Consider the following 24,671-nt stretch of genomic DNA (forward strand, 5'->3'; position numbering starts at 1 on the left):
TCAGATCTCGTAGAGGCGGTGCAGCTCGGCCGCGTCGAGCCCGGCGGTCGGCCGGTCGAGCACGATCCGGCCGGCCCGTAGCCCGACGATCCGGGTGCCCACCGCCAGCGCCCGTGCCGGGTCGTGCAGGGCCAGCACCATGGTCGGAAACCGCGCGGCGAGCGCGTCGAGCAGATCGCCTGACTGGCGCGGATCGACCGCCGAGACCGGCTCGTCCGCGATCAGCGCATCGCCGCCCCTGAGCAGCGCGCGGGCCAGCGCCGTGCGCTGCTTCTGGCCGCCCGAGAGCGAGGCGACGCGGCGCCGGTCCAGCCCGGCGAGGCCGACCCGTTCCAGCATAGGCGCGACACGCGCCCTCTCACGCGAAGGCGGACGCAGCAGCACCCGCAGGCCGTAGGCCGATGAGTGATCGTCGAGCAGCCCCATCCAGGCGTTGTGGAACACCGAAAGCTGCGGCACCAGCCCGGGGTCCTGCGGCACCAGCGCGAGGCGCGGTGCCGGGCGGGCCGCCTCGAGCTTGAGGCGGATCGCGTTGAGCAGCGTGCTCTTGCCCGAGCCGCTGCGCCCCAGAAGCACCAGCCGCTCGCCGCGCGCGACCGAGAAGGACAACCCTTCGAGCACGGCGGTACCGTCCCAGGAGAGCGTCTCTTGGTCGAAGCGCAGGAGCGGCGCCGTTCCCATCAGTCGATCAAGTCGAGCTGTTTGGCGGTGCGTTCGATCGGCAGATAGAGGTCGTTCTCGGCCTCGATGAAGGCGGTGCGCGGGAAGCTTTCGAGGATCTGCGGATCCTCGAGCTCGATCAGCGCCCGCTGCACGCGCTTGGCAAAGCCCTCGCCCCAGCGCTCGTCCACGTCGCCACGGATGGTCCAATTGTAATCGGGGTAGGGCGGCGTGCGCCAGATCACCCGGGCGGTCTCGACCTCGGGCGCGCCTTCGGCCACGGCCGCGTCGAAGACGCTGTAGTTCAGCGCGCCGAGATCATAGGCGCCCGACGCCACGAGCCGCAGGGTCTGGCCGTGATCGCCCGAGAAACCGACATCCGAGAAGATCTCTTCCGGCGCCTCTTCGAACAGCCGGCGCAGGTGGTATTCGGGCATCAGCCGTCCGGAGGTCGACCCCTGCGAGCCGAAGGTGAAGCTCAGACCCTCGATGCCTTCCGGAAAGGCGTCGCCTTCGGGCTCGGTGATGCCGGTCGATTCATGGGCGATGAAATAGGTGACGAAGCTCTGATCCTCGACGCCCTGGGCGATCGCCTGGCTACCGGGCACGAGGCGACGCGCCTGCACGCCCGACAGGCCACCGAACCAGGCGAGCTGGATCTGGTCGTTGCGGAATGCGGTGACCGACGCCGCGTAGTCCTTCACCGGGACGTATTGCACCGGCACGCCGAGCCGCTCCTCGAGGTAGTCGGCGACCTTGCCGAAGCGGGCCTCGAGCTTGGTCTCGTCATCATCGGGGATGGCCGAGAAATAGAGCGTCGGCGTGTCCTGCGCCATCGCCGGCATGGCGGCAAGCAGCGCAGCGGCAAGGGCGACGGCACGGCGGGTGGGGTGCTGGGGCATCGGTCGGGCTCCGCTGGGGGTCGGCGCCCTTCTACGCCATGGCGCGCGCATGGCAAGGCGAACCACGTAACGTAAAATGGGCCCGCCCGCGCGCGGCGGTCGGGCCCATGCAGCCTGCGAAGGCCGGGATCAGTCCTCGATCAGCTCGAGGAGCTTCTTGGCGGCTTCCTCGGACGAGGCGGGGTTCTGGCCGGTGACGAGCTTGCCGTCGACCAGCACGTAGGGGGCCCAGTCCTCACCCTTGGAGTAATCGGCGCCCTTCTCCTTGAGCATGTCCTCGAGCAGGAAGGGAACCACGTCGGTGAGCCCGACGCCCTCTTCCTCGCCATTGGTGAAGCCGGTCACCTTGCGGCCCTCGACCAGCGGCTTGCCATCCTCGGTCTGGGTGTGACGGAACACCGCCGGTGCGTGACAGACTGCGCCGAGCGGGCGGCCGCCATTGACGAAGGCCTCGATGATGCGACGGCTGTCGGCATTCTCGGCGAGATCCCACATCGGGCCATGGCCGCCCGGGTAGAACACTGCGTCGTACTGGGTCGGATAGATCTCGTCGAGGCGCTCGGTGTTGGCCAGGAGCTCTTGGGCTTCCTTGTCTTCCTTGAAGCGGCGGGTGGCGTCGGTCTGGAAATCCTCCTCGTCGCTCTTGGGGTCGAGCGGCGGCTTTCCACCTTGCGGAGAGGCCAGCGTGACCTCGGCGCCCGCATCCTTGAAGACGTAATAGGGGGCGGCGAATTCCTCGAGCCAGAAGCCGGTCTTCTCGCCGGTGTCGCCGAGGCGGTCATGCGAGGTGAGGATCATCAGAATCTTGGTCATATGGTCTTTCCTTGAATACCAGGTGCGGAGCCGTTCAGGCGACGCGGATCACGCGTTTGCCGAAGGCCTCGCCGCGCAGCAGGCCAACGAAGGCCGAAGGCGCCTGTTCCAGCCCGTCGATCATCTCTTCGCGGTAAGCGATCTTTCCCTCCGCGACCCACTGGCCCATTTCATTGGCGAATTCGGGGTAGAGATGGCCGAAATCGTCGAAGATAATGAAGCCGCGCAGAGTGATCCGCTTGCGCAGGATCTGTCCCATGAGCCAGTTCATCCGGTCCGGCCCGTCGGGCAGCGAAGTGGCATTGTACTGCGAGATCAGGCCGCAGACCGGCACGCGGGCATTGGCATTGAGCTGCGGCAGGACCGCGTCGAGCACGGCGCCGCCGACATTCTCCCAGTAGATGTCGACGCCGTTCGGCGTCTCGCGCGCGAGGTCCTCGGCAAAGCTCTCGGCCTTGTAATCGACGCAGGCGTCGAAGCCCAAGGTCTCCACCGCGTGGCGGCATTTGTCGGGGCCGCCCGCAACGCCGACGGTGCGCAGGCCCTGCAGCTTGGCGATCTGGCCCACGGTCGCGCCCACCGGGCCGGTCGCGCCGCCGACCACCAGCGTCTCGCCCGCCTTCGGCTTGGCGATCTCGCGCAGGCCCGCCCATGCGGTGAAGCCCGGCATGCCCAGCACGCCCAGTGCCCAGGACGGGTTGGGCATGTTCGCGGGCAGCTTGTTGAGCCCGGCGCCATCCGAGACGGCATAGTCCTGCCAGCCGGAGAAGCTCACAACTCGGTCGCCTTCGGCGAAGTTCGGGTTGTTGGACTTCACCACTCGGGCCACCGTGCCGCCGACCATCGGCTGGCCGATCTCCACGGGGGCGGCATAGGAGGGCGCGTCGCTCATCCGCCCGCGCATATAGGGGTCCAGCGACAGGAACTCGGTCGCCAGCAGCACCTCGCCATCCTTGGGCTCGGGCACCGGCACGGTTTCAAGCCGCAGCGTGTTCTCGTCGGGCTCGCCCTTGGGGCGCTCGGCGAGAACCCAGCGGCGATTGGTGTCGGGGGATTGGGTCATGAAGTCGGTCCTTGTGGATCGATGAGCGCAGCCGTTGCGGCCAGGGCGCTGTCATAGGGGGCGGTGTCGCGCGACAGCCCACCCATCAGGCTCGCACCGAGCCAGATCTGGTAGAGCGTGGTGGCGAGCGCCTGCGGATCGGAATGGGCGGGCAGAGAACCGTCGCCGGCCCCCTCCCGGATGACCGCCGCCAGCCGGGCGACGATCGCCGAAACGCCGCGATCGAGCACCTCGCGCATGTCCGGCGACAGTTCCGCCACCTCGGCCGAGAGCTTCACCACGAGGCAGCGCGCCTCGTAATCCTCGCCCGACTGCCGGGTACGCCAGCCTTCGAAATAGGCCAGCAGCCGGTCGCGAGCGGGGAGGTTGGGCGCACCAAGCGTCCGAGCCAGGTCATCGGCATAGCCCTCGACGAAGCTGTCGAGCAGGGCGCAGCCGAAGGCCTCCTTGGATCTGAAGAAATGGTAGAAGCTGCCCTTGGGTACGCCGGCCTGCGTCAGCAGCTCGGAAAGCCCGACGCCGGTATAGCCGCGCCGCGCCACGAGGGCGCGTCCGGTAGCGAGGATATGCTGTCGCGTGTCGGTCATGATCCCCAGCTAGGCACCACTAGACCGGTCGTCTAGTAGTGCGCCGTGGCTTTTCTTTCTGACCTTGGGTAATCAGGGTCGAAGGGGCGGCGTTTGGCCGCCCCGACAGGGATTACTGGTTGGCGAAGCGGCCCTTGCGCGCGAGCACCTCGATTTCGTAGCCATCGGGGTCGGCGACGAAGAAGAACCGCGCCACCACGTCGCCGTCAGGGGCGAAATCCTTGATCTCGCGCGGCTGGTGACCGGCCTCGACGAGGCGGCCATGCAGCGTCTCGAGATCATCCTCGAGAAAGGCCAGATGGCCGTAGCCATTGCCAAGATCGTAGGTCTTGTCGCCCTTGTTCACCGTCAACTCCAGCTCGAAGCCGCTTTCGGGATTGCTCAGATAGATCAGCGAGAAGCTCTCGAAATCGAGGCGATCGGCGACCTCCAGCCCGAACAGCTCGTAGAACGCGAGCGAGCGGGCTTCGTCGCGCACGCGGATCATCGAATGGATCATCTTGGCCATGAGGCCCTCCTGTCTTCGCATGGGTTGAAGGCGGAATGCCCAAAACCCGCTGCGGGGTCCAGCCGCTCTCGACAGCGGTCGGGGGCCGGGCGAAGGTCGCCCGAACGGTCATGAGGGACGGTTGATGGTACGCGGCGCAGCTAGAGGTAAACGAACGATAGTGGTAATTTCTTTCCGTTCGGCCGCGATCCCGCTGTTTCCGGCAGCAGTCGCATGAGCGACATCGGTGCGCCCGGGCGCTGGCAGGCCCTGTCGCTGATCTGCGCCGGAGTAGTCTGCGCGATGACGAGCTGGTTCTCGGCCACGGCGATCCTGCCCGACCTGGTGCGCGACTGGGATCTTGGTCCAGCGGCACAGGCATGGCTGACCAACGCCGTCCAGCTCGGCTTCGTGGCCGGCGCGGTGGCCGCGAGCTTCGTCAACCTGCCCGATATCGTGGCGTTGCCACGGCTGATGACGGTTTCGACTATGGTCGCGGCGCTCGCCAACGCGGTGCTGCTGTTCGAGCCGGGGGCGGGGATCGCAATCGCGGCACGCGCGTTCACCGGCGCCGCACTGGCCGGGGTCTATCCGCCCGCGATCAAGCTGATGGCGACGTGGTTCACGCGCGGGCGCGGGCTGGCGCTCGGCTTTCTGATCGGGGCGCTGACGCTCGGCTCGTCCATGCCGCATCTGTTGCGCGCGCTGACCGAGGGGCTTGACTGGCGCGCGGTGGTGCTCGGCACGACACTGGCCACCGGGCTTGCCGCTGCCATCTTCGGGCTGGGCCTCGCCGAAGGGCCGCATGGCTTCGGCCGGGCCACCTTCGACCCAAGACAGAGCTTCGCGGTGCTGCGCGAGCGGGGCGTGATGCTCGCCAACTTGGGCTATTTCGGCCATATGTGGGAGCTCTACGCCATGTGGGCCTGGTTCCTGGCTTTCGCCACGGCGGCAGAGGCGGAAATCGTACCATTTCCAATGGGTTCTGCGTCGATGCTCACCTTCTTCGTGGTGGCGTCAGGAGCGCTGGGCTGTGTACTGGCCGGGGCCCTGTCGGACCGGATCGGGCGCTGCGCCACGACGGCATGGATGATGGGGCTGTCAGGCGCCTCGGCGCTTGCCATCGGCTTTGCCTTCGACGGGCCGGGTTGGTTCCTGGCATTGGTCGCGCTGGTCTGGGGGATCACCGTGGTCGCCGACAGCGCGCAGTTCTCCGCCGCCGTCACGGAGCTGGCCAAGCCGCATCTGGTGGGCACCTCGGTCACGCTGCAGCTCGGCATCGGCTTCGCGCTGACGGTGCTGGCGATCCAGATCATGCCATGGGTCGCGGAGGCGATGGGGGGCTGGCGCTGGGCCTTCCTCGTGCTCGTGCCGGGGCCGGTGCTGGGCACGGGCGCGATGCTGGTGCTGCGCCGCCTGCCGGAGGCGGCGCAGCTGGCGGGCGGGCGGCGCTAGGCCGCCCGCGCCCTCTCAGTAGAGCTTCGCGTCGGTGCCGTCCTTGCGCACCCAGGTGCCGAGGCCGATTTCGCCCAGCACCTTTAGGAACGGCTTGGGGTCCATCTCCTCGACGTTGCGCATCTCGCGCGCGTCCCATTCGCCGGTGGCGATCAGCATCGCCGCGGCGACGGGCGGCACGCCCGCGGTGTAGGAGATGCCCTGGCTGCCCACTTCCTCGTAGGCTTCCTTGTGGTCGGCCACGTTGTAGACGAAGACTTCGACCTCTTCGCCACCCTTCGTGCCCTTCACCAGATCGCCGATGCAGGTCTTGCCGGTGTAGTCGGGCGCGAGGCTCGACGGATCGGGCAGGCAGGCCTTCACCACCTTGAGCGGCACGACCTCCTGGCCTTCGGCCAGTTTCACCGGCTGCTCGGACAGCAGCCCGATGTTCTTCAGCACGGTGAAGACGTTGATGTAGTGCTCGCCGAAGCCCATCCAGAACCGCACGTCGGCGTGCGGATAGTTGGTCGCCAGCGAGTGCACCTCGTCATGGCCAGACATGTAGGCGCGCTGCGTGCCGACGACGGGCAGATCCCAGTCGCGGCCGACCTCGAACATCTCGTTCGATTTCCACTCGCCTTCCTGCCAAGAATACACCGTGCCGGTGAATTCCCGGAAGTTGATCTCCGGGTCGAAGTTCGTGGCGAAGTACTTGCCGTGGCTGCCCGCGTTGATGTCGACGATGTCGATGGACTTCACCTCGTCCATGTACTCGTCGATCGCCAGCCGCGCATAGGCGTTGACCACGCCCGGATCGAAGCCAGCGCCGAGGATTGCGGTCACGCCCTTCTCGGCGCAGCGCTCCTTACGCTTCCACTCGTAGTTGGCATACCAGGGCGGCGTCTCGCAGATCTTCTCGGGCTCTTCGTGGATCGCGGTGTCGATATAGGCGACGCCGGTCTCGATGCAGGCCTCCAGCACGTGCATGTTCACGAAGGCCGAGGCGACGTTGATGACGATCTGGGCGCCGGTCTGCTCGATCAGCGCGGCGACCGCCTTGCTGTCGGTCGCGTCCACGGCATGGGCCGCGAGGGCGCCGTCGGTCTTGTGGCTCCCCTTCTCACGGACGCTGGCGAGGATCGCCTCGCATTTCGCCTGCGTGCGCGAGGCGATGTGGATGTCTCCGAGCAGGTCGGCGTTCTGCGCGCATTTATGCGCCACGACCTGGGCGACGCCACCGGCGCCGATGATGAGGACGTTCTTCTTCAAGACCCTCGAGCCTCCTTTCGTGTTGCGCCGCCTCAGGACAGGGCGGCTTCGAAGTCACCATAGCCGAATTCGCGCACAGTCCTAACCGTGCCGTCGAGTTCGCGCACCGCGATGGCGGGCATGCGCACGCCATTGAACCAGTTCTTCTTGACCATCGTGTAGCCGGCGGCGTCGCGGATCGACACGCGGTCGCCGGGCTTCAGCGGCTCCTCGAAGCGGAATTCGCCGAAGATATCGCCCGCCAGGCAGGAGTTGCCGCAGACCATCCACTCATGCGCGCCGGTGTTCGGCGCGACCTTGGCGCTCTCGCGATAGATCAGCAGATCGAGCATATGCGCCTCGATCGAGCTGTCGACGATGGCAAGGTTCTTGCCGTTGTCGAGCGTATCGAGCACCGTCAGCTCCAGCGTGGTGGAATTGGTGATCGCCGCCTCGCCGGGCTCCAGATAGACCTGCACGCCATGGGTTTCGGAGAAGCGCTTGAGCCGCTCGGCCAGCTTTTCCAGCGGGTAGCCCGCGCCGGTGAAATGAATGCCGCCGCCGAGGCTGATCCAGTCCATGCGGCCGATGAGGTGGCCGAAGCGCTCCTCGATATGGCCGAGCATCCCGTCGAAGCGGTCGAAATCGGCGTTTTCGCAGTTGTTGTGGAACATGAAGCCCGAAACCTGGTCGCAGACCGTCTCGATCCGGGCGGGATCGTGCTCGCCCAGCCGCGAGAAGGGGCGGGCCGGGTCGGCGATGTCGAAGGAGGACGAGCTGATGCCGGGATTCACCCGCAGGCCGCGCACGTGATCGCGGGCCGCCGCGCCGAACCGCTCCAGCTGGCCAATCGTGTTGAAGATGATCTTGTCGGAATTTGCGAGCACGTCCGGGATATCGGCCTCGTCCCAGGCCACCGAATAGGCATGGGTCTCGCCCGGGAAATGAGTGCGTCCGAGCTTCACCTCGAAGGGGGACGAGGAGGTGGTGCCGTCCATGTATTCGCTCATCAGGTCGAAGACCGACCATGAGGCGAAACATTTCAGCGCCAGCAGCGACTTGGCCCCCGACAACTCGCGCAGGCGGGCGATCTTCTCGAGGTTGGGCAGCAGCGCCTGCTTGTCGATCAGGTAGTAGGGGGTACGCAACATCTCGGGGCTCCCTCGCGTGTCGGGCCACGTGCGGGTGGCGCGAGGGGCATATAGACATGCGCCGCGGCAGGCTCAACAGGAGCCGTAGGGTTCAGTCGTCGCGCCCCCAGCGCAGGAGTACCATCTCGTCGCGCTCCGCGGCTTCGCGCGCGGCCCGGTCCTGCGCGGCGCGCAGCTTGGCGCGGGCAGCCACGGTGGCGACGGTCTTCATCTCGCGGAAACCCTCGCGCATCGCCTCTTCCAGCGCCTCGGCCTGGGGCCGTAGCGCCTCGGCTGCGCGGTCGAGCGCGCCGATCTGCGCCCGCGCGTCGCGGATATAGGCGCCGACATAGGGCGCGGTCTCGATGCTGGTGATGCGGCCGTCGCGCGCAAGTGCAGCTGCGGTCTCTTCGCTCTGGCGGCGAAGCTCCTCCATTCGCGCGTTGATCCCGGCGAGCTCGACCGCGCGGGCCTCGATCCCGACGCGGTGCAGCCGCTCGATCAGCCGCAGGGCGCGGTCGCGCCTAGCCGCCATCGCGTGCCTCTTCGAGCGCCACCAGCGCCTCGCGCATACGGGTCAGGATCTCCGGAGGAAAGGCGTTGATCTGCTCGGGCGGCAGCAGCTGATAGGGTCCGACGATCTCCGCCGCCGGCTCGGCCTTTTCCTCCTTCGCGGGCTCTTCCGCCGCAACGGCGATCGCGGGGTGAGCCATCGAGAACGCGAGCAGGACCAGCCGGATCATGCCGCCGGAAGCTCCTTCTGCGCGGCCTCGACGCGGTAGAAGTCGGGCTGCTTGGAGGTGGGGATGTTGCCGCGGCCGATCTCGACGCAGATGTTCGGCGGGTGGTTGGCGACCATGGCGACGAAGATGTCGCGGATGATCATGTAGAAGGCGCCGTCCTCGTCCTCGATCTGCTTCAGCCGGCCCGAGATCGGCTGGACCATGCAGTAGGCGAGGAACACGCCGAGGAAGGTTCCGACCAGCGCGCCGCCGATCATCTTGCCCAGCACTTCGGGCGGCTGGTCGATCGAGGACATCGTCTTGATCACGCCGAGCACGGCCGCGACGATGCCGATCGCCGGCAGGCCGTCTGCCATGGTCTGGATCGCACCGGCGGCGCCGAGCGCCTCGTGGTGATGCTTCTTGATCTTGCGGTTGATGACGTCCTCGGTCTGGTACTTGTCGTCGAACTGCATTGCCAGCATCCGGAAGCTGTCGGTGATGAGTTCGGTGGCGAAGTGATCCTTGAGGATCGTCGGGTAGCGCTGGAAGATCGAGCTGTCCTTGGGGGTCTCGATATGCTCGTCGAGCGCAAGGATGCCCTTCTGCCTGTAGAGCCGTGCCAGCTCGTACATCAGGTTCAGCAGCGCCTCGTAGTCGGAGGCCTTCCATTTCGGCCCCTTCATCACCTTGCCGATGCCCTTGAGGGCGCTCTTGGTGACGGTCATCGAATTGGCGATCACGAAGGCGCCCAGCGCCGCGCCACCGATCATCATGCCTTCGAAGGGAAGGGCGTGCAGCACGATGTCCATGTTGCCGCCCGAGAGCATGAATCCCCCGAAGACAAGTCCGAAAACCATGGCAAGTCCGAGGATTAGGGTCATCGCAGCGCTCCGAAAACCTTGCTTTCGCGACACAGCATCGCGTGTTTCCGCTTAAACCGGATAAGGATAATTGACACCATTTCAAGCATAAACAAGGATAGTTCCCAAGATTGCGTCAGTGGTGTTTGAAATGAGCAGCGTCGAGACACTCGCCTATTTCCTCGAAGAGGACGCCCTGCGGGGCGTGATGCGGGATTGGCCGGCCGGCATGCAGCTGATGGTGCGGCTCGACGGGTCGGGGCGCTGCGAGCTGGTGGTCCATCATCGCGACGAGGCGGCGCGCGTGCTTGAAACGCTGCGCGAAGGCTTGGGCGAGGCGGTGGACACGCTGGCCGTGGTGCCGGAGGTCGAGGGTTATGCGACGCGCCGCGTGCGCTTCTCCGAGGAGCAGCAACTGCTGGCGCTGGCCGCTTCGGCCGATGGATTGAGCGAGAGCGCGCAGGATTACGCGATCAACTACCGCTTTGCGCGCGAGGAGGGGCTCGATCCGGAAACGGTGATCGGCCGCGACGCGCGCCGCTTCGCTGACGAGATCGAAAGCGATCTGCCGCAGGTGAGCGAGCGGCGCGTCGCCCGCCGCAACGCCGCCCCGGCCGAGCCGCGGCTTTTTCCGGAAGGCTTCGAGGCCGCCGACGACCCGGCTCGCCGCGAATGCGCGTTGGTGACTGCGCATCTGCACGGGCAGGGGGCGCGGGTCCGCCTGACGCTGGAGCCCGAAGCGCTCGCGCCCGGTGCGGCCGAGCTGCCGGTCACGGTGGAGAATGTCGGGCATAGCGAGGATTTCGGCTGCTTCGTGCTGCCGCGCGGCGCGCTGGCGGGTTGGGAGCCGGGGTTGCCCCTGGTGATCGACATGCCGCAGGCCCAGTTTCCCGAGGCCTGGGCGGCACGGTTCCGGCGCCAGACCCATCACGCGCAGGTCTCGATCACCGCGCGCGGCGTTTTCGTACGGCCGCAACTGCCGGCGCCCGAGGCCCCGGCTGAGGCACCGATGGTCGAGGTGCAGGAGGGGTGGCGTCTGGGCCGCCCGCTGCGCGCCGCGCTGCTGGTCGCGGGCATGCTGGCCGTGGGCGGCTCGCTACTGGTGGGCTGGAACCCGGGCGCCACGACCGAGCACAGCGCGGCGCCGCTGCAACCGGCGCGGTCCGGTCTGGCGGCTCTGACCAATGCCGGGGAGGTGGCGAGATGAGCCCCGCACCCGGCTCGAAGGGCCCGCCGCGATCGCCGGCCGTGCCGATCGAGACGAGCGTGACGCCGGATTACATCATCTGCCTGGAGACCGGGCGCAAGCTGGTGCTGCTGCGTCGCCACCTGCGCGAGACGCTGCACCTGACCCCGGAAGAATACAGGGCCCGCTGGGGCCTGCCGCCGGAATACCCGATGGCTGCGCCGAACTATATACGAAAGCGCAGCAGCTATGCACAGTAACCGCAATCAGTCGTTGATTATGCATGAAGCTTGTGCAAGGATAAATCTCGAACGTCGAAGAATTCGACTTGCCGCCAGCCGGCGGCCCGGCCCTTCGGGGACGGCAGGCGACGCCGGGTGGCGCGCACTCCCTGGATGAGAGGGCAGACATGACCAAATCGAATTCCAAGACCGAGCTTCTGAGCACGATCGTCGCTTCATACGCGTCGCGGCCCGACGTCACCTCCGACGACATCGTGGCGCTGGTCGCAAAGCTGAGCCGCGAGCTCGGCATCGCCGTTGAGGGCGATGCGGTAACCGAGGCCCACGCCGCCGTGCCGGGCGGGCTGACCCCGGCGCTGCCGCTGTCGCGCGCGGTGACACAGGACAAGGTTTTCTGCCTGTGCTGTGGCAAGGGCTTCAAGATGCTCAAGCGGCATCTGGGCGCCGAGCATGGCATGACCGAAGCCGAGTACCGCGCAGCCTTCGGCCTGCCCGAAGACATGCCGCTGGTCGCGCCGAGCTATTCCGAGCGCAAGGCGAATTACGCCCGCAAGGTCGGCTTCGGACGCTACAGCCGCGAGACCGCGCGGCAGGGCGACGAGACGGTCGACTGATCGACGACCACCCCCGACGCTGACGCGGCGCCAGACCGGCGCCGCTCGACATGGACCGGCCCGGGCGGGCCGGTGACAGGAGAGACGCGCCTATGCCCGCCGGTCAGACCATCATCATCAAGAAGATCGAGGACGATGGTCACCACGACCATCACGGCGGCGGCTGGAAGGTGGCCTATGCCGACTTCATGACCGCGATGATGGCGTTCTTCCTGCTGTTGTGGATCCTCGCCGCGAGCGAGGAGGAAACCCTCGAGGGACTGGCCGAATATTTCACGCCGACCATGTCGGCGATGCGCGGCGGCGGCGCCGAGGGGATGCTGAGCGGGCAGGTGGTCGAGCTGGCCGGCGAGCAGATCGCCTCCGACGGTGCGCAGGAGCCCGCACCCGACCTGCCGGATTTTGGCGCGAACAGCCCGCTCGAGGTGTTCGACAGCCGGCTGCGAGATGCCGAGCCCGAGGTGGTGGTCGAATACCTCCCAGCCGACGCGGCGCCGCCCAGCGCCGAGGAGATCGAGACCCGGCGCATGGCCGAAGCTGCGGCGCGGCTGCAGGAACGCGCCGATGCGCGCGCCGCACAGCTCGACGCCATCGAGGAGGAGATCGCGGCCCGGATCGCGGCGAATCCCAACCTGGCCGATCTCGGCGACAACCTGCGCCTCGACCGCACGCCCGAAGGCCTGCTGATGCAGATCCTCGACGAGGAGGAGCGCCCGATGTTCGCGACCGGCTCTGCCCGGATCGTGCCGCAGACCCAGGCGCTGATCGAGATCGTCGGCGAGACGATCCGAGACATGCCCCAGGTTGTGGCGATCTCCGGGCACACGGATTCGCTGCCCTTTGCGCAACAGGCCGGCTATGGCAACTGGGAGCTGTCCTCTGACCGCGCGAATGCAACGCGCCGGGCGCTAATCGACGCCGGTCTTCCCGCCGAAAGGATCAGCCGTGTCAGCGGTATGGCCGACACCATGCCGCTCTATCCCGACCGCCCCGAAGCGCCGCAAAACAGGCGGATCGGGCTGCTGCTCGAATATCCCGAGCCCGCGCTCGAGGCCGGTCAGGCGCCCCGCTGAATGCTGCCGTCGCCGCATTGCGGCGTGATGCAATCCGGCCACGGCTGCGCCAAGCTTGCCGCAATCGGGCCGAGGCTGCCCCATTTCAGCCCCAATTCGTGCATAGCCTGAACGAGCCCCGAACTGATGCCGCGGACAGGCCCGCGGCGGGGCGGACAGGGCAGGATGAACCGCAAAGCGGCGTCCGGCACTAAGACGAACAGACCCGGTAAAACAGGGCGGATCGATGCAGAGCAGTGACCTTCTCGAAGCCATCTGGCGCGGCGATGTCGCCTGCGCGGGCGACACCGACGCGGCGAGCGGCTTCGGCCGTATTCTCGACCGGATCATGCCGATGCGGCGCGTCGAACTTCAGCGCGGCGACCGGACGGGCGGGCAGGTCCTGCCTGAACAGACCGAGCTGATGCCCGCGCTGGCGCTGGGAGACGTGATCGAGGAAGAGCTCGAGCGCGTGGCACCCTATGGCGCGCTGGTGGTGATCCTCGATCGCGCCGCACTGCGCCCCGGCGCGGGCGAAGCGGCGCGGTCGCGGCTCGCCGGCCGTTTGGCGGGCGAGCTGCTGATCGATGCCGTACAACGGGGGGCCTTCCCGGTCGAGCACGAAACCGATGCGCTCTACCTTCTGGCGCTGAGCTACGATGCGCTCGCGCATAGCGAGACGATGCACCGCATGGGCCTGATCGCGGCGCCCTTCCGGGCCGGTCTGGCCGAGGTTCTGGCGGATTACTGGATCGGGGCCTCGGTGCCCGGCTCCGACGCCGCTCGACTGCTGGGCGGCTCGATCTTCCTCGGCAACCCCAGGCTGCGCGATTACCTGGCCGCCATGGATGCGAGCTTCACCGCACCTTCGGTCACGCTGGCGGACGCGGCGCTGATCGACTTCGAGGGCCGGGTGCGGGGACATGACGACTGGCTGCGCGCGATCGGCGCGCGCGTGGCGCAACGGTTGCTGCCGGAATCGGTCGACGCGGCGGCCCGACACTAAGGCTTCGAGCATGACCATGCCGATCACCATGACGACCAGCCAGATCGCCCCCGGTGCCACCAGCGCCGGGGGCGCGGCGCGTCGTGGGACCGGCGGGGATGGCGACGGAAGCGGGTTCGGTGCGCTGCTGGCAGCGAAGCGCGGCGAAGGTGCGCCCCCGGCGGCGCCGAAAGCCGCGCCGGCCAAGGATGCGGCCACCGATCTTCTGGAAGGCATCGCCGCCGCAGTGTCGGAGGCGGCAGCCACTGGCCTGACCGGAGAGGATGGTGTCCTGCAGCAAATGCAGCCTGGCGCGGCTCTCAACGGTTTCGCTGCCGGCTTCGACGCGGCAACCGTCAATCTGACCGGGCAGGGTGCCGTCTCCGCGCAAGCGGGGCTCGGCGCGGCGTTGCGTGATCTCGCCGCCGGGTTCGACGCGGCACAGGGCGGCGATCTGGTTGCCCGCCTCGATGCCCTCGCCGGTCCCGATGGGGTGGCGGCGACGCCCGGCGAGATGATCGGGGCCATGATCGAGGGGCTCGCCGCCACGACCGGGCGGTCGGGTGAGGAATTGCTTGCGGCGCTGGCCGGCGTGATGCCCCAGATGCCACAGCTCGCGACCTTGCTCACCGGTACGGCGGCCACCGATCTCGAAGGGGGCCTTGCCCCGGATTCTGCCCTGCAGGGGCTCGCGCTGCCGCTCCGGCCACAGGCCAGAAACGCTACCGTGTCCCAGCTGAGCGCCGGACGAGACATGCCGGTGACCCGCACCGATGCTGGTGGCGCCGCGAAGCCCGAACCCGGTTTGCTGCTCGGTGCGGCATCCGCCGGACAGGCAGCGCCTGCAGTCGAGATCGCTACTACGGACCCCCTCGCGCAGAACGCTCAGGCGGCCCGACCGCAGGGCTTTGCGGCGATGCTGGCCGAGGCGCTTGATGTCGGCCGGATCGACGCAACGCAGCCCGGCGGCGATCTACCCGAAAACGCGCGGCCCGGTGCGCTCGAACTGCCGCAGCAGGCGCGCCAGGCCGAGGCCGCGGCGCCGTTGCGCGCGCCGACCCCGGCCGCGCCGCCACCGCCGCCCAGCGGCTTCTCACGGGCGCTGACCGCGCAGATCCGTGAGGCCGGCGTTGTCGAGGGGCATACGAGGATCTCGCTCACCCCCGGTGGGCTGGGCGAGATCGAGATCGACCTGGCGCAGGAAAACGGCCAGATGCGCGTCGTGATCCGTGCCGAGAACCAGGCCGTGCTGCAGGCGCTGCGCGGTGACCGCGACGGGATCGCGGCGCTGCTGGGCGATGCGGGCGGGCTGGACGACGGTCAGCTGAGCTTCGAATCCTTCGCCCGGGGCGATGACCGCGACGATGACGGCGGCAAGGGCCGCCGGGCGCCGAGCCAAGGCGTGGACGGCGCGGAGACGGCCGAAGCCGCCCTGCCGGACGCCGTCATGCCGTCCCTCTCTACCGACCGCCTCGACATCATCACCTGACCCGACCGGAGCCCGTCATGACCACGCTGTCCCCGACCAGCGCCGCCTCGGCGCAAACCGCGCAGACGAGCGCCGCCGAGACGTCGCGCAACAAGCTCGACGCGGATTACCAGAGCTTCCTCAAGCTGCTGATCGCCCAGGTCTCGAACCAGGACCCGCTGGAGCCGATGGATTCGACCGCTTTCGTGTCGCAGCTCGCGCAGCTCACCCAGGTGGAGCAGTCGATCACCACCAACGAGACTCTGTCCAAGATCGAGACCCGCCTCAGCGAGGCCGGCAGCCGCTCCGACGTGATGCTGCTGGGGCGAGAGGTTCTCGTTCCCAGTGACCAGCTGTCGCTGCGCGATGGCAAGGCCGCCTTCTCCTACAGCCTGTCAGAGGGTGCGAGCCGCGTCTCGGCGCGGATCCTGACCACCGACGGCACGCTGGTGCGGAAGATCGACGATCTGCCGGTCACTTCTGAGGCCCGCCACCAGGTGGTCTGGGACGGGCGCGATCCCGACGGGCTTCCGGTGCCGGATGGCAGCTTCCGGGTCGAGATCGCGGCGACCGGCGCCGATGACGAGGCGGTGTCGCATATCACCTACGCCTCCGGTCAGGTCGAACGCCTGGCCTTCCGCGACGGTTGGCCGATGCTCGCGCTCGACACCGGTGCCGAGGTGTCCCCCGACAGCGTGATCAGCATCGAGTGATCCGGGGCGGCGGTGCGCCTAGTGCGTGACCGGCGCGTCGGTGGCGGTGCCGGCATCGGCCCGCCGCTGCGGCACGTCCTGGCGTGCCACGTCCTGTTTGAACAGGTTGGGAAACAGCACCTCGCTGACCGGCATGCCGATCGCCACGAGATCGGCCAGAACCCGCTCCGAGAGCGCGGCGGTATCGATCGCCGGCCCGGCCATGGCGGGCGTGCTCGCCGCCTCGGTGAGCGAGGCCAGCACGGCGTCGCGCATCCGCATCATCGTCTCCGGGCTGCCCTCGACCTCGTCGACGAGGCTCTCCTCGGGCATCGCCAGCGCGATGTCGGCCACCACATAAGTGATGCTGCGCGGCTTGAGCACCGGCACGGTCAGCCGCCCGATCTTCAAAAGCGGCGCGGTCGAGGCAGGCTCTTCGGAGTCCGCCCCTTCGGCCGCGGCATGCGCATCGGCCTGGGGGTCTTGGGGTGCCGGCGGAATTGCCGAGGATTCGTCCGCCACCCCGGGCAGCGCGTCGCTGAGGATTTCGGGCTCCGCGGCGGCGACCACCGTCTCGGAGGGGACAAGGAACAGCCCCGCGGCATAGCCACCCGCAAGGGCGGCCAGCGGCACGGCTGCCATCATGATCATGCTTTTCATCGGACCATCGCGTTAGAGGCGTATGGTCCCCGTATCACCCCGCATCGTGGCGGGGGTTTCTCCTCAGTAGGGCAAGATGATGTCCATCGCATCCTCGCCATAGCCGCGCTCCTGGGTGCGCGAGATCTGGCCGCGGCCGCCATAGGTGATGCGGGCTTCGGCGATCTTCTCGTAGGGGATGGTGTTGTTCATCTGGATATCCTCGGGCCGGATGATCCCGGCGACCCGCAGTTCCCGCAGTTCCTGGTTCACCTTGACCTCCTGGCGCCCGGCGATGACGAGGTTGCCGTTGGGCAGCTCCTGCACCACCAGCGCCGCGACCTTCAGCTCGATCGATTCGTTGCGGGTGATCGAGCCCGAACCGGAGACATCCGTGGAGGAGCCGATATCGACGATGTCGCCGGAAGGCAGGTCTTCGGGGCCGACGCCCGGCAGGATCTTGTCGATCTGGGTGCCGTAGCCGAACAGGGTGGGGAAGGCGACCGTGCTCTGGCCGTCGCGCGAGCGCTGGCCGGCGTTGCGCAGCTGCGCGCGGTCGTCGATCTCGATGTCGACGGTGAGGATGTCGCCCACCTGGCTGGCGCGCTGGTCGGCGAAGAATCCGCCCGAGCCGCCGCGCTCCCATAGCGAGGCGGCCTCGGCGCGCTGGTAGACGCGCGGCGGCGCCGGCGGCGGCATCGGCACCGAGACCTGCGCCGCCTCGGGCACGGTGACCGGGTTGACGGCGATCGGCGTGGTCTGCGGGTCGCGGTCGAAGCTGTTGCGCACGCCGCCGCAACCGGCGAGGAGCGCGCTGGCGAGCAGCAGATGGGGCAGGGCGCGCGGCAGGGTCGAATTCAACGGGTGATCTCCACGAGGCCCTCGGCGGCGGCGATGCCGGTGAGGGTGGTGTTGCTGGACGTGTTGACGATGCGGACCTCTTGGCCGCGATGCGCGTCCGACAGGGCCCGACCGGGTGCCTTGAGCCGCAGCGCGCCGTCGGTGAAGCTGATCGCGACCTCGTCGCCGCGCTCGATTACCAGGGGCTGCATCACCGACTGTACCATCACCGGGCGGCCCTCGGGCAGCATTCGGCGCACCTGCATGCCGATCACCGCCTCGGGATCGATCACCGCGTAGGGGCCGAGCCGTGCCTGCGGCAGCCGCAGCTCGGTCAGGTCACTCGCGGAGACGATGTCGCCGGGCATCAGCCGCCGGTTCGGCACCGGCAGCGGCACCATTACCGAGGCCAGACCGCTGACGCGGTGTAGCTCGCCGGTGTCGCCCACGGCGTTGGCCACGAAGCGGCCGGTGGTCGGATCCATCCAGAATTCGGCGATCAGCGCCGCCTCGGATGGCGGGTTGCCGGCGAAACCGATCTCGAACTCTGCCCGCTCGGGCACCGAGGGCCCGAGATGGTCGCGCGCGCGCTCCTCGACCAGCACCGGCAACGGCGCGGCCGAGGCGGCGGAAGCCGCCAGCGCGAAGAAGAAAGCCAGCGCGCGCATCACTTGATCTGGTTGGCGGCGGTCATCATCTGGTCGGCGGTCTCGAGCGACTTGGAGTTCATCTCGTAGGCCCGCTGCGCCGAGATCAGGTCGGTGATCTGCTGGATGATGTTGACGTTCGAATTCTCGAGATAGCCCTGACGCAGGATGCCGACGCCCGGATCGCCCGGGTTGGCGGGCACCGCGTCGCCCGAGGCGGTGGTCGCTTCGAGCAGGTTGGAGCCGAGCTGGCGCATCCCCGCCTCGTTGGTGAAGGTCGCCATGGTGATCCGTCCGAGCTCCACCGGGATCGGATCCGCGCCGACATAGGCCATCACCACGCCGGTCTCGGCGATCTCCACCTGCACGGTGTTCTCGGGCACGACGATGCCGGGATCGAGCTCGTAGCCCTGCATCGTCACCATCTGCCCCTCGGGGGAAAGCTGGAAGGCACCGTCGCGGGTATAGGCCTGCCCGCCATCGGGCAGGTTGACGGTGAAGTAGCCGCGCCCATCGATCGCGATGTCGAGCTGGTTCTCGGTCGCCATCAGCCCGCCCTGGGTGTTGAGCCGGACGGTCCCGGCGGTCTCGACGCCGAAGCCGATGTCGATCCCGGTGGGCCGCATCGTGCCCGCCTCGGAGGTCAGCGCGCCCTCGCGGCGGACCGTCTCGTAGATCAGGTCCTGGAACGCCGCCCGGCTCGACTTGAAGCCGGTGGTGTTGGCGTTGGCGATGTTGTTGGAGATGACGTCCACATTGGTCTGCTGCGCCAGCATGCCGGTGGCGGCGATTCCGAGGGCTTTCATCGTCGGGCTCCTGTATCGGGTCCGTGAAAAGGGGTCAGGCGCTGGTGTCGCCGATGCGGCGCAGCATGTCGCGCGTCAGGTCGTCCTCGCTGCTCACCAGCTTGAGCGCGCGCTCATAGGCCTGCTGGATCGCCATCAGCCGGGTCATCTCGACCACGGGCTGGACGTTGCTGGCCTCGATCGCGCCCTGCACGACGCGGGTGGCGTCGCCGGCCGGGCGGGCGGTGTCGGCGGCGCCCTCGGGCGGCACGAACATCCCCGCGCCGATCCGCTCATAGCCCTGCGCGTCGGGAAGGTCGAACAGGCCGACCCGGCCGATCACGCCGCCGGCCAGCGTCGAGATCGTGCCGTCTTGCGAAATCGTCACCTCGCCGCCGACATCCGGGGGCAGGGCGATCGGCGCCCCGCCGGGATCGAGCACGCGCGCCCCGTTCAGCGTCACCAGATTGCCGTCAGGCGAGAGCGCGAAGCGGCCGTCGCGGCCATAGGCGGTGCCGCCATCGGTCTCGTAGGCGAACCAGCCGTCACCCTGCAGCGCCAGGTCGAGCGGGTTGCCGGTGCGGCTCATCGCGCCCTGCGCCGGGTCCATGAAGGAGCCCTGGTCGATCAGGAAATCCGTCTCGCGCCCGTCCTCGGTACCGGTCTCGCGCAGCATGTAGCTGTCGAACACCACCCGTTCGCCCTTGAAGCCGGCGGTGTTGGCGTTGGCGATATTGTTGGCCGTCACGTCGAGCGCGTTGCGCATCGCCGTGGCAAGGGACAGCGAAACATAGGTGCCGTTGTCCATACTGCCCTGTCTCCCGTTTCCCACGATTCCCGACGCGTGGCCGGCTTTGTTGAGACTGTTGTTGCGCCAATGCGGAAAGCGATCAAGGATAGTCCTTGTCAATTCATGAGGTCGTGGCGGATTTGCCAAGATTACTCGGCATATGTCTTGGGCTGGCTATGACCAGCAGCGCGGCTCTGGCCGAAGCGCCGCCCGTGGCCGAACCCGTCACGGGTCCGCAGGCCGTGCCGGCGCCCGATCTCGAGCCGGGCTATCTCGATGCGCGGGGGCGCATGGTGTCGCGTTTGAGCGATGCCAGGGATCCAGAGCTGCGCGCCGATCTGCTGCTTGATCTGGCCCGGCTCGAAATCGGTCAGGCGCTGGCGCCCGAGGCGCTCTCGTTCCTGTCCGGCCTGCCCGAGACGCTCGACGCCGAGCGGGCGTTGCGGCGCGACAGGATCGCGCTGGCGGCCTGGGGCGTGGCGGGCGGCACCGACCCGGCGCCGCAAGCGGTCCGCTCATTGCTCTCTACGGATGTCGATTGGCCCGAACGCGCCGCCTGGCGTGCCCTGTCCTTCGCCCGCGAGGGCGAGATCCGCGCCGCCGCGAACGTGCTTCCCGAGGCCGGGCCCGCCCTCGACGCGATGGCGCCGGCGCTTGCTGCCGCGATCCTGCCGGAGTTGCTCGAGGCCGCGATCGAAGGCGGGTTGTGGGATACGGCGCATGGGCTGGCTCAGCGTTTCGACACCCATGCCGAGCTGCGCAATTCGCCCGCGTACCGGTTTCTGCTGGGGCGCGCGGCGCAGGCCGGCGGCAACCCGGTGATGGCCTTCGACAGCTATGCCATGGCGGCGGGCGGCGGCGACGCCTGGGCCCAGCGGGCACGGCTGGCGCTGGTCGATCTGGGCCGGGCCACCGGCGCGCTCGCGCCCGAGGACGCCGCCGAACTGCTGCGGCAGAGCTGGCGGACCTGGCGCGGTGACGCCCTGGAGGTCGCGACGCTGGAGCGCCTGGCCGAGGTCGAACATGGCCGCGGCGAGACCGAGGCCGCGATCGCCGCGCTGACGGAGATTCAGCGCCGCCATCCCGGCAGCGACGCGGCGCAGCAATCCGAGGCTCGGCTCGACGAGCTGGTGGCCGGGCTTTACGCGCGCGGCGGCCGCGGCGCGCTGCCGATCGCCGAATTCGTCGCCGCGCATCGCAGGTTGTCTCCTGACCTGATGTTCCGCCCGGGTTTCGTGGTCCATGCCGAGAAACTGGCGGCGCGGCTCCTGGAGATCGGCGCCACCGACGCCGCCGCGCGCGAATACGCCGCGCTGCGCGACCAGCTGGCGGTGATGGAGGATCTCGGGCTCGAAGAGGTGACGCCGGCGCGGCGCGACGCTCTGCGCCTCGCGCAGGCCGAAGCGCTGCTGCGCGGCGGCCAGACCGAGGCGGCGGCGCAGGCGCTGGGCACCGCGCCCGCCTCGGCACCGGAGTTGCGGGACCGGCTGGCGCTGTTGCAGGCCCGTCTGTCGAGCGCCGAGGGAGACGGCGAAGGGGTGATCGCGGTGCGCATGGAGGCACCGACCGAGGGATATCGCAGACTGCGTGCCGCCGCCCTGTTCGAGCGCGGCGATTGGGAGGCCGCGCGCGACGCCTATGTGGCGCTGTGGCGCGAAAAGGGGGCCGGTCTGGGCGAGGCGGGCACGATCCGCCTGCTGCTCGCGGCCCATCGCGCCGGGGATGCCGAGCTGGTGGCCGAGTTGCTGGAGCGTCTGCCCGATCTGGCCCGGACGCCCGAACTCGCCGAGGTGGCGCGTTCGCTCGCGCCGGTTGCGCCGCTGGCTCTGCCGATCGGTCAGAAATCCGCCACGGATCGGATGCAGGGTGCCGACGCGGCGCTGCGCCGAATCGAAACCGCAGCGGGGGATGGCTGATGCCCGCCCCCGTCCAGACCCGGCCGATGCCGGACACACCACCCGGCCCGGGCATCATCGCCCGCGGCGGCAAGACAATCGAAGGACAGCCGATATGAGCATTTCCTATGCCATGCAGACCGGTGTGAGCGGTCTGCGGGCGAATTCGACGGCGGTGGGCCGGATTTCGGAGAACATCGCCAACGCCAACACCGACGGCTACCGGCGCAGCTTCGTGCAGATGGTCACCACCAGCACGCTGAGCCAGAACGGCACGGTGGCGCCTTCGGGCGTGCGGGCGGTGCAAACCTCGGAGATCTCGACCGAGGGCGCGCTGCGCGCCACTGAGCGGGCGACCGATCTGGCGATCGGCGGGCCGGGCTTCTTCGTGGTCTCCAAGCAGCCCAACGAGACCAACGAAGCGAACTTCATGCTGACCCGGGCAGGCTCTTTCCTGCCCGACGAGAACGGCAATTTGCGCAACGCCGCGGGCTACTACCTCGCAGGCTTCCCCTACGATCAGACAGCCAATCTGGGCAACATCGACCGCAACCAGTTCGGCGATCTCAAGACCGTCAACCTCGGCAGCCTGTCGCAGACAGGCTCCCCCACCGGTGCGATGACGATCAGCGGCAACATCCCGGCCCAGCAGACCGGCCTGGCGACACCGGGCGAGCCGTTCCTGAGTTCGGCGGAGTATTTCAGCCCGCTGGGTGAGGCGCAGCGGATGCAATTCTCCTGGCAGCCCAGCGCCACGCCGAGCCAGTGGACGCTGTCGATCAGCGGTGCCGATGGCGCGCAATACGGCAACGTCACGGTGGATTTCCATGACAGCGGCCCGCTGGCAGGGGCGCCGCGGCTCTATTCGGGCGCTACCTCCACCGCCGCTGCACCTGCGAACTTCGCTTTTGACGAAGCGACTGGCGTGGCGACGCTGACGATCGACAACGGCGCGGTCCCGCAGATCGTCGAGGTGACGGTCGGCGCCCCCGACCAGCACACCGGCATGACCCAGTTCGCGGGTGACTACTCGCCGCTCAAGATCACCGCCGACGGTGCCGAGAGCGGGGTTCTGGTGCGGACCGAGATCGACGAGCGTGGCGACGTCTACGGCGTGTTCAACAATGGCAGCCGCAAGCCGCTCTACAACATCCCGCTGGCCGAGGTAGCCAACCCCGACGGCCTGCTCAAGACCGACGGCAACGCCTTCCTGTTGTCACGATCCTCGGGCAAGTTCAGCCTCAACCAGGCAGGCGAGGGCTCGGCCGGGACGCTGACGGCGGGCGCGCTCGAGAGCTCGAACGTCGAGGTGGCTCAGGAACTCACCGACCTGATCAGCACCCAGCGGGCCTATTCCTCGAACGCCAAGATCGTGACCACCGTCGACGAGATGCTCGACGAAACGACCAGACTGAAGCGCTGAACGCGGGGGGCAAAGGGCAGCAGAACGCGCCCGGCCCCGACACCGGAGAATCAGAATGAGCATTACCGGCGCCTTTCTCAACGCCCGCAGCGGTCTCGCCGCTGCCGAGGGCTGGGCCGACATCGCCGCGACCAACATCGCCAACGCCAACCGCACGGGCTATGCCAAGCGCAGCGCCCCGCTGACTCAGTTGCCGGGCGGTGGCGTGGCGATGACCGGCTTCCAGCGCGCCACCGACGCGGCGCTCGAGCAGGCGCATCGCAAGGAGGTCTCGCGCACCGCGACGCAGGAGGCCAGGGCCGATGCGCTCGAGGTCCATGCCGCGGCGCTGGGCGAGATCGATTCCACCACCGGCCTTTCCGGGCGGGTCTCGACCTTCCGCACGACGCTCGACGCGCTGGCCACGACGCCATCCGAGCCTGCGCTGCAGGAGGCCGCGGTCCGCGCGGCCGAAGGTCTCGCAACCACCTTGCGCGACGCCAGCGGCACGCTGGCCCGGACCGAGGAGCGGGTGCGCAACGCGGTGGTCGCCGACGTCACCGAGATCAACGACCAGCTGGCTCGGATCGTGGCGCTGAACGAGCGGATCGCCGGGCAGCAGCAGGGGACCGAGCGCCGGGTGATGTTCGAGGATCAGCTTTCGGAGAGCCTCGACAGCCTGTCGCAGTTGATCGACCTGCGGATGCAGACCGACGCCTCCGGGCGCATCTCGATCTACACCGCCGCCGGTGCGGCGCTGGTCGAGGACAACAAGCGGCACGAATTGAGCTTCGACACCAGTACCGGGCGGCTGACAGTCAACGATGTCGACATCACCCCCGGCGTCGCCGAGGCGCGCGGCTCGAGCGAGGGGGCGCTGGCGGGCAGGCTGGGCTTCCTGACCAATGACCTGCCGCGCCTCGAGCTGCAGCTCGACGAAATGGCGCGCAGCCTGGTGCAGGAGTTCGAAAAGATCGACACGACCCGCGCGACGGGCACGGCCGGTCTCTTCGTCGACGGCACGGCGCCTGTGGACGGGAGCGGTGTCCGGGCGGCCTTCGATCCCACCAAGAGCGAAGGTCTGGCCGGGCGCATCGCGGTCAACACGGCGGTCCGTTCTGAGGCGGGTGGCGCGGCCTGGCGGATGCGGGACGGGATCGGCGCGACGGTCCAGGGTCCGGCCTCGGACGGCAGCCGGGTCGCGGCCTTCGTCGATCTGCTCTCGACCGATATCTCCTATGATCCCGCGGCCGGCCTGGGAGACCGCCGGACGATCGGCGATTTCGCCGCCGGCCTCGTTTCGGCGCAGAAGCAACTGCACAACGATGCCCTTGCGAAATCTGAATCCCTCGCGGCGGGCCGGGACTCGATCCAGACCTCGCGCCAGTCGGTGCAGGGCGTCAACGTCGATGACGAATTGCAGCAGCTGATGCTGATCGAGCAGAGCTATGCCGCCAACGCGACGGTGATGAAGACGCTCGGCGAGATGATGGACACGCTGCTGGCAGCGGTGCGGTAAGGA

At 68.4% G+C, this 24,671-nt stretch carries 27 protein-coding genes; 11 read left to right on the top strand and 16 right to left on the bottom strand.

The annotated features are described in order from the left end of the window. From T8T21_RS01780 to T8T21_RS01805, 6 genes are all read right to left on the bottom strand, one after another. Positions 1-681 (bottom strand): ATP-binding cassette domain-containing protein, encoded by a 681-nt coding sequence (locus T8T21_RS01780; protein WP_322336558.1) that lies wholly within the window; start codon positions 679-681, stop codon positions 1-3. Then, on the bottom strand, positions 681-1,562 hold the full coding sequence (locus T8T21_RS01785) for a putative selenate ABC transporter substrate-binding protein (protein WP_322336559.1): 882 nt from the start codon (positions 1,560-1,562) through the stop codon (positions 681-683). The genes T8T21_RS01780 and T8T21_RS01785 overlap by 1 nt, the downstream gene beginning before the upstream one ends. A gap of 129 nt (positions 1,563-1,691) precedes the next feature. Then, the gene (locus tag T8T21_RS01790; RefSeq protein WP_183474927.1) at positions 1,692-2,375 is read right to left on the bottom strand and encodes a type 1 glutamine amidotransferase domain-containing protein; all 684 of its coding nucleotides are present in this window, start codon (positions 2,373-2,375) and stop codon (positions 1,692-1,694) included. Positions 2,376-2,409: 34 nt separating this feature from the next. Beyond that, complete coding sequence (locus tag T8T21_RS01795; RefSeq protein WP_322336560.1) at positions 2,410-3,438, bottom strand: NADP-dependent oxidoreductase; 1,029 nt, start codon at positions 3,436-3,438, stop codon at positions 2,410-2,412. Further along, positions 3,435-4,025 carry a TetR/AcrR family transcriptional regulator gene (locus tag T8T21_RS01800; RefSeq protein ID WP_322336561.1) on the bottom strand — a complete coding sequence of 197 codons (591 nt, stop codon included), beginning with the start codon at positions 4,023-4,025 and terminating at the stop codon, positions 3,435-3,437. Before T8T21_RS01800 ends, T8T21_RS01795 begins: the two co-directional genes overlap by 4 nt. A gap of 112 nt (positions 4,026-4,137) precedes the next feature. Further along, positions 4,138-4,533 (bottom strand): VOC family protein, encoded by a 396-nt coding sequence (locus tag T8T21_RS01805; protein WP_322336562.1) that lies wholly within the window; start codon positions 4,531-4,533, stop codon positions 4,138-4,140. A 213-nt stretch (positions 4,534-4,746) separates the two neighbouring features. Here T8T21_RS01805 and T8T21_RS01810 point away from each other — a divergent pair, with 213 nt between their 5' ends. Beyond that, complete coding sequence (locus T8T21_RS01810) at positions 4,747-5,967, top strand: MFS transporter (protein WP_322336563.1); 1,221 nt, start codon at positions 4,747-4,749, stop codon at positions 5,965-5,967. Between the two features lie 15 nt (positions 5,968-5,982). Here the strand turns inward: T8T21_RS01810 and T8T21_RS01815 are convergent, their stop codons facing one another. From T8T21_RS01815 to motA, 5 genes are all read right to left on the bottom strand, one after another. Further along, entirely contained in the window at positions 5,983-7,218 is a 1,236-nt protein-coding gene (locus T8T21_RS01815; RefSeq protein WP_322336564.1) for a saccharopine dehydrogenase family protein, read from the bottom strand. A gap of 32 nt (positions 7,219-7,250) precedes the next feature. After that, positions 7,251-8,348, bottom strand: coding sequence for a carboxynorspermidine decarboxylase (locus T8T21_RS01820; RefSeq protein ID WP_322336565.1), 1,098 nt, complete (start codon positions 8,346-8,348; stop codon positions 7,251-7,253). Positions 8,349-8,439: 91 nt separating this feature from the next. Beyond that, positions 8,440-8,862 carry a hypothetical protein gene (locus T8T21_RS01825; RefSeq protein ID WP_183474934.1) on the bottom strand — a complete coding sequence of 141 codons (423 nt, stop codon included), beginning with the start codon at positions 8,860-8,862 and terminating at the stop codon, positions 8,440-8,442. Continuing rightward, positions 8,852-9,070 carry a hypothetical protein gene (locus tag T8T21_RS01830; RefSeq protein WP_322336566.1) on the bottom strand — a complete coding sequence of 73 codons (219 nt, stop codon included), beginning with the start codon at positions 9,068-9,070 and terminating at the stop codon, positions 8,852-8,854. Before T8T21_RS01830 ends, T8T21_RS01825 begins: the two co-directional genes overlap by 11 nt. After that, positions 9,067-9,933: a flagellar motor stator protein MotA gene (gene motA, locus T8T21_RS01835; RefSeq protein ID WP_322336567.1), complete on the bottom strand. Its 867-nt coding sequence runs from the start codon at positions 9,931-9,933 to the stop codon at positions 9,067-9,069. The genes T8T21_RS01830 and motA overlap by 4 nt, the downstream gene beginning before the upstream one ends. Before the next feature lie 130 nt (positions 9,934-10,063). Between motA and T8T21_RS01840 the strand changes: the two genes are divergently transcribed. The 7 genes from T8T21_RS01840 (at position 10,064) to T8T21_RS01870 (ending at position 16,172) form a co-directional block, all read left to right on the top strand. Beyond that, the gene (locus tag T8T21_RS01840; protein ID WP_322336568.1) at positions 10,064-11,119 is read left to right on the top strand and encodes a hypothetical protein; all 1,056 of its coding nucleotides are present in this window, start codon (positions 10,064-10,066) and stop codon (positions 11,117-11,119) included. Beyond that, positions 11,116-11,358, top strand: a complete 243-nt coding sequence (locus T8T21_RS01845) for a MucR family transcriptional regulator (RefSeq protein WP_183474938.1) — start codon at positions 11,116-11,118, stop codon at positions 11,356-11,358. Before T8T21_RS01840 ends, T8T21_RS01845 begins: the two co-directional genes overlap by 4 nt. Before the next feature lie 149 nt (positions 11,359-11,507). Then, positions 11,508-11,954, top strand: coding sequence for a MucR family transcriptional regulator (locus T8T21_RS01850; RefSeq protein ID WP_322336569.1), 447 nt, complete (start codon positions 11,508-11,510; stop codon positions 11,952-11,954). 92 nt (positions 11,955-12,046) lie between these two features. After that, positions 12,047-13,027, top strand: a complete 981-nt coding sequence (locus T8T21_RS01855; RefSeq protein WP_322336570.1) for a flagellar motor protein MotB — start codon at positions 12,047-12,049, stop codon at positions 13,025-13,027. A gap of 226 nt (positions 13,028-13,253) precedes the next feature. After that, positions 13,254-14,012 carry a hypothetical protein gene (locus T8T21_RS01860; RefSeq protein WP_322336571.1) on the top strand — a complete coding sequence of 253 codons (759 nt, stop codon included), beginning with the start codon at positions 13,254-13,256 and terminating at the stop codon, positions 14,010-14,012. 10 nt (positions 14,013-14,022) lie between these two features. Next, positions 14,023-15,480 (top strand): flagellar hook-length control protein FliK, encoded by a 1,458-nt coding sequence (locus tag T8T21_RS01865; RefSeq protein ID WP_322336572.1) that lies wholly within the window; start codon positions 14,023-14,025, stop codon positions 15,478-15,480. Positions 15,481-15,497: 17 nt separating this feature from the next. Further along, entirely contained in the window at positions 15,498-16,172 is a 675-nt protein-coding gene (locus T8T21_RS01870) for a flagellar hook assembly protein FlgD (protein ID WP_322336573.1), read from the top strand. A gap of 18 nt (positions 16,173-16,190) precedes the next feature. On the opposite strand, the gene T8T21_RS01875 is transcribed toward T8T21_RS01870, so the two are convergent. The 5 genes from T8T21_RS01875 to flgF all read right to left on the bottom strand — a co-directional run bounded on the left by T8T21_RS01875 (position 16,191) and on the right by flgF (position 19,870). Then, positions 16,191-16,811, bottom strand: a complete 621-nt coding sequence (locus tag T8T21_RS01875; protein WP_322336574.1) for a hypothetical protein — start codon at positions 16,809-16,811, stop codon at positions 16,191-16,193. 63 nt (positions 16,812-16,874) lie between these two features. Continuing rightward, positions 16,875-17,651, bottom strand: a complete 777-nt coding sequence (gene flgH / locus T8T21_RS01880) for a flagellar basal body L-ring protein FlgH (protein ID WP_183474945.1) — start codon at positions 17,649-17,651, stop codon at positions 16,875-16,877. Then, a complete protein-coding gene (gene flgA, locus T8T21_RS01885; RefSeq protein WP_322336575.1) occupies positions 17,648-18,298 on the bottom strand; it encodes a flagellar basal body P-ring formation chaperone FlgA in 651 nt (216 codons plus the stop codon). The genes flgH and flgA overlap by 4 nt, the downstream gene beginning before the upstream one ends. After that, positions 18,298-19,083, bottom strand: coding sequence for a flagellar basal-body rod protein FlgG (gene flgG / locus T8T21_RS01890; protein ID WP_183474947.1), 786 nt, complete (start codon positions 19,081-19,083; stop codon positions 18,298-18,300). Before flgG ends, flgA begins: the two co-directional genes overlap by 1 nt. Positions 19,084-19,117: 34 nt before the next feature. Next, complete coding sequence (gene flgF / locus T8T21_RS01895; protein WP_322336576.1) at positions 19,118-19,870, bottom strand: flagellar basal-body rod protein FlgF; 753 nt, start codon at positions 19,868-19,870, stop codon at positions 19,118-19,120. 158 nt (positions 19,871-20,028) lie between these two features. Here flgF and T8T21_RS01900 point away from each other — a divergent pair, with 158 nt between their 5' ends. The 3 genes from T8T21_RS01900 (at position 20,029) to flgK (ending at position 24,668) form a co-directional block, all read left to right on the top strand. Continuing rightward, positions 20,029-21,768: a hypothetical protein gene (locus T8T21_RS01900; protein ID WP_322336577.1), complete on the top strand. Its 1,740-nt coding sequence runs from the start codon at positions 20,029-20,031 to the stop codon at positions 21,766-21,768. Between the two features lie 94 nt (positions 21,769-21,862). After that, complete coding sequence (locus tag T8T21_RS01905) at positions 21,863-23,170, top strand: flagellar hook protein FlgE (protein WP_322336578.1); 1,308 nt, start codon at positions 21,863-21,865, stop codon at positions 23,168-23,170. Positions 23,171-23,225: 55 nt separating this feature from the next. Further along, the gene (gene flgK / locus T8T21_RS01910; protein ID WP_322336579.1) at positions 23,226-24,668 is read left to right on the top strand and encodes a flagellar hook-associated protein FlgK; all 1,443 of its coding nucleotides are present in this window, start codon (positions 23,226-23,228) and stop codon (positions 24,666-24,668) included. The last annotated feature ends 3 nt before the right edge of the window (positions 24,669-24,671 follow it).

This window comes from Limimaricola variabilis (assembly GCF_034371605.1).
Classification (GTDB): Bacteria; Pseudomonadota; Alphaproteobacteria; order Rhodobacterales; family Rhodobacteraceae; genus Limimaricola; species Limimaricola variabilis.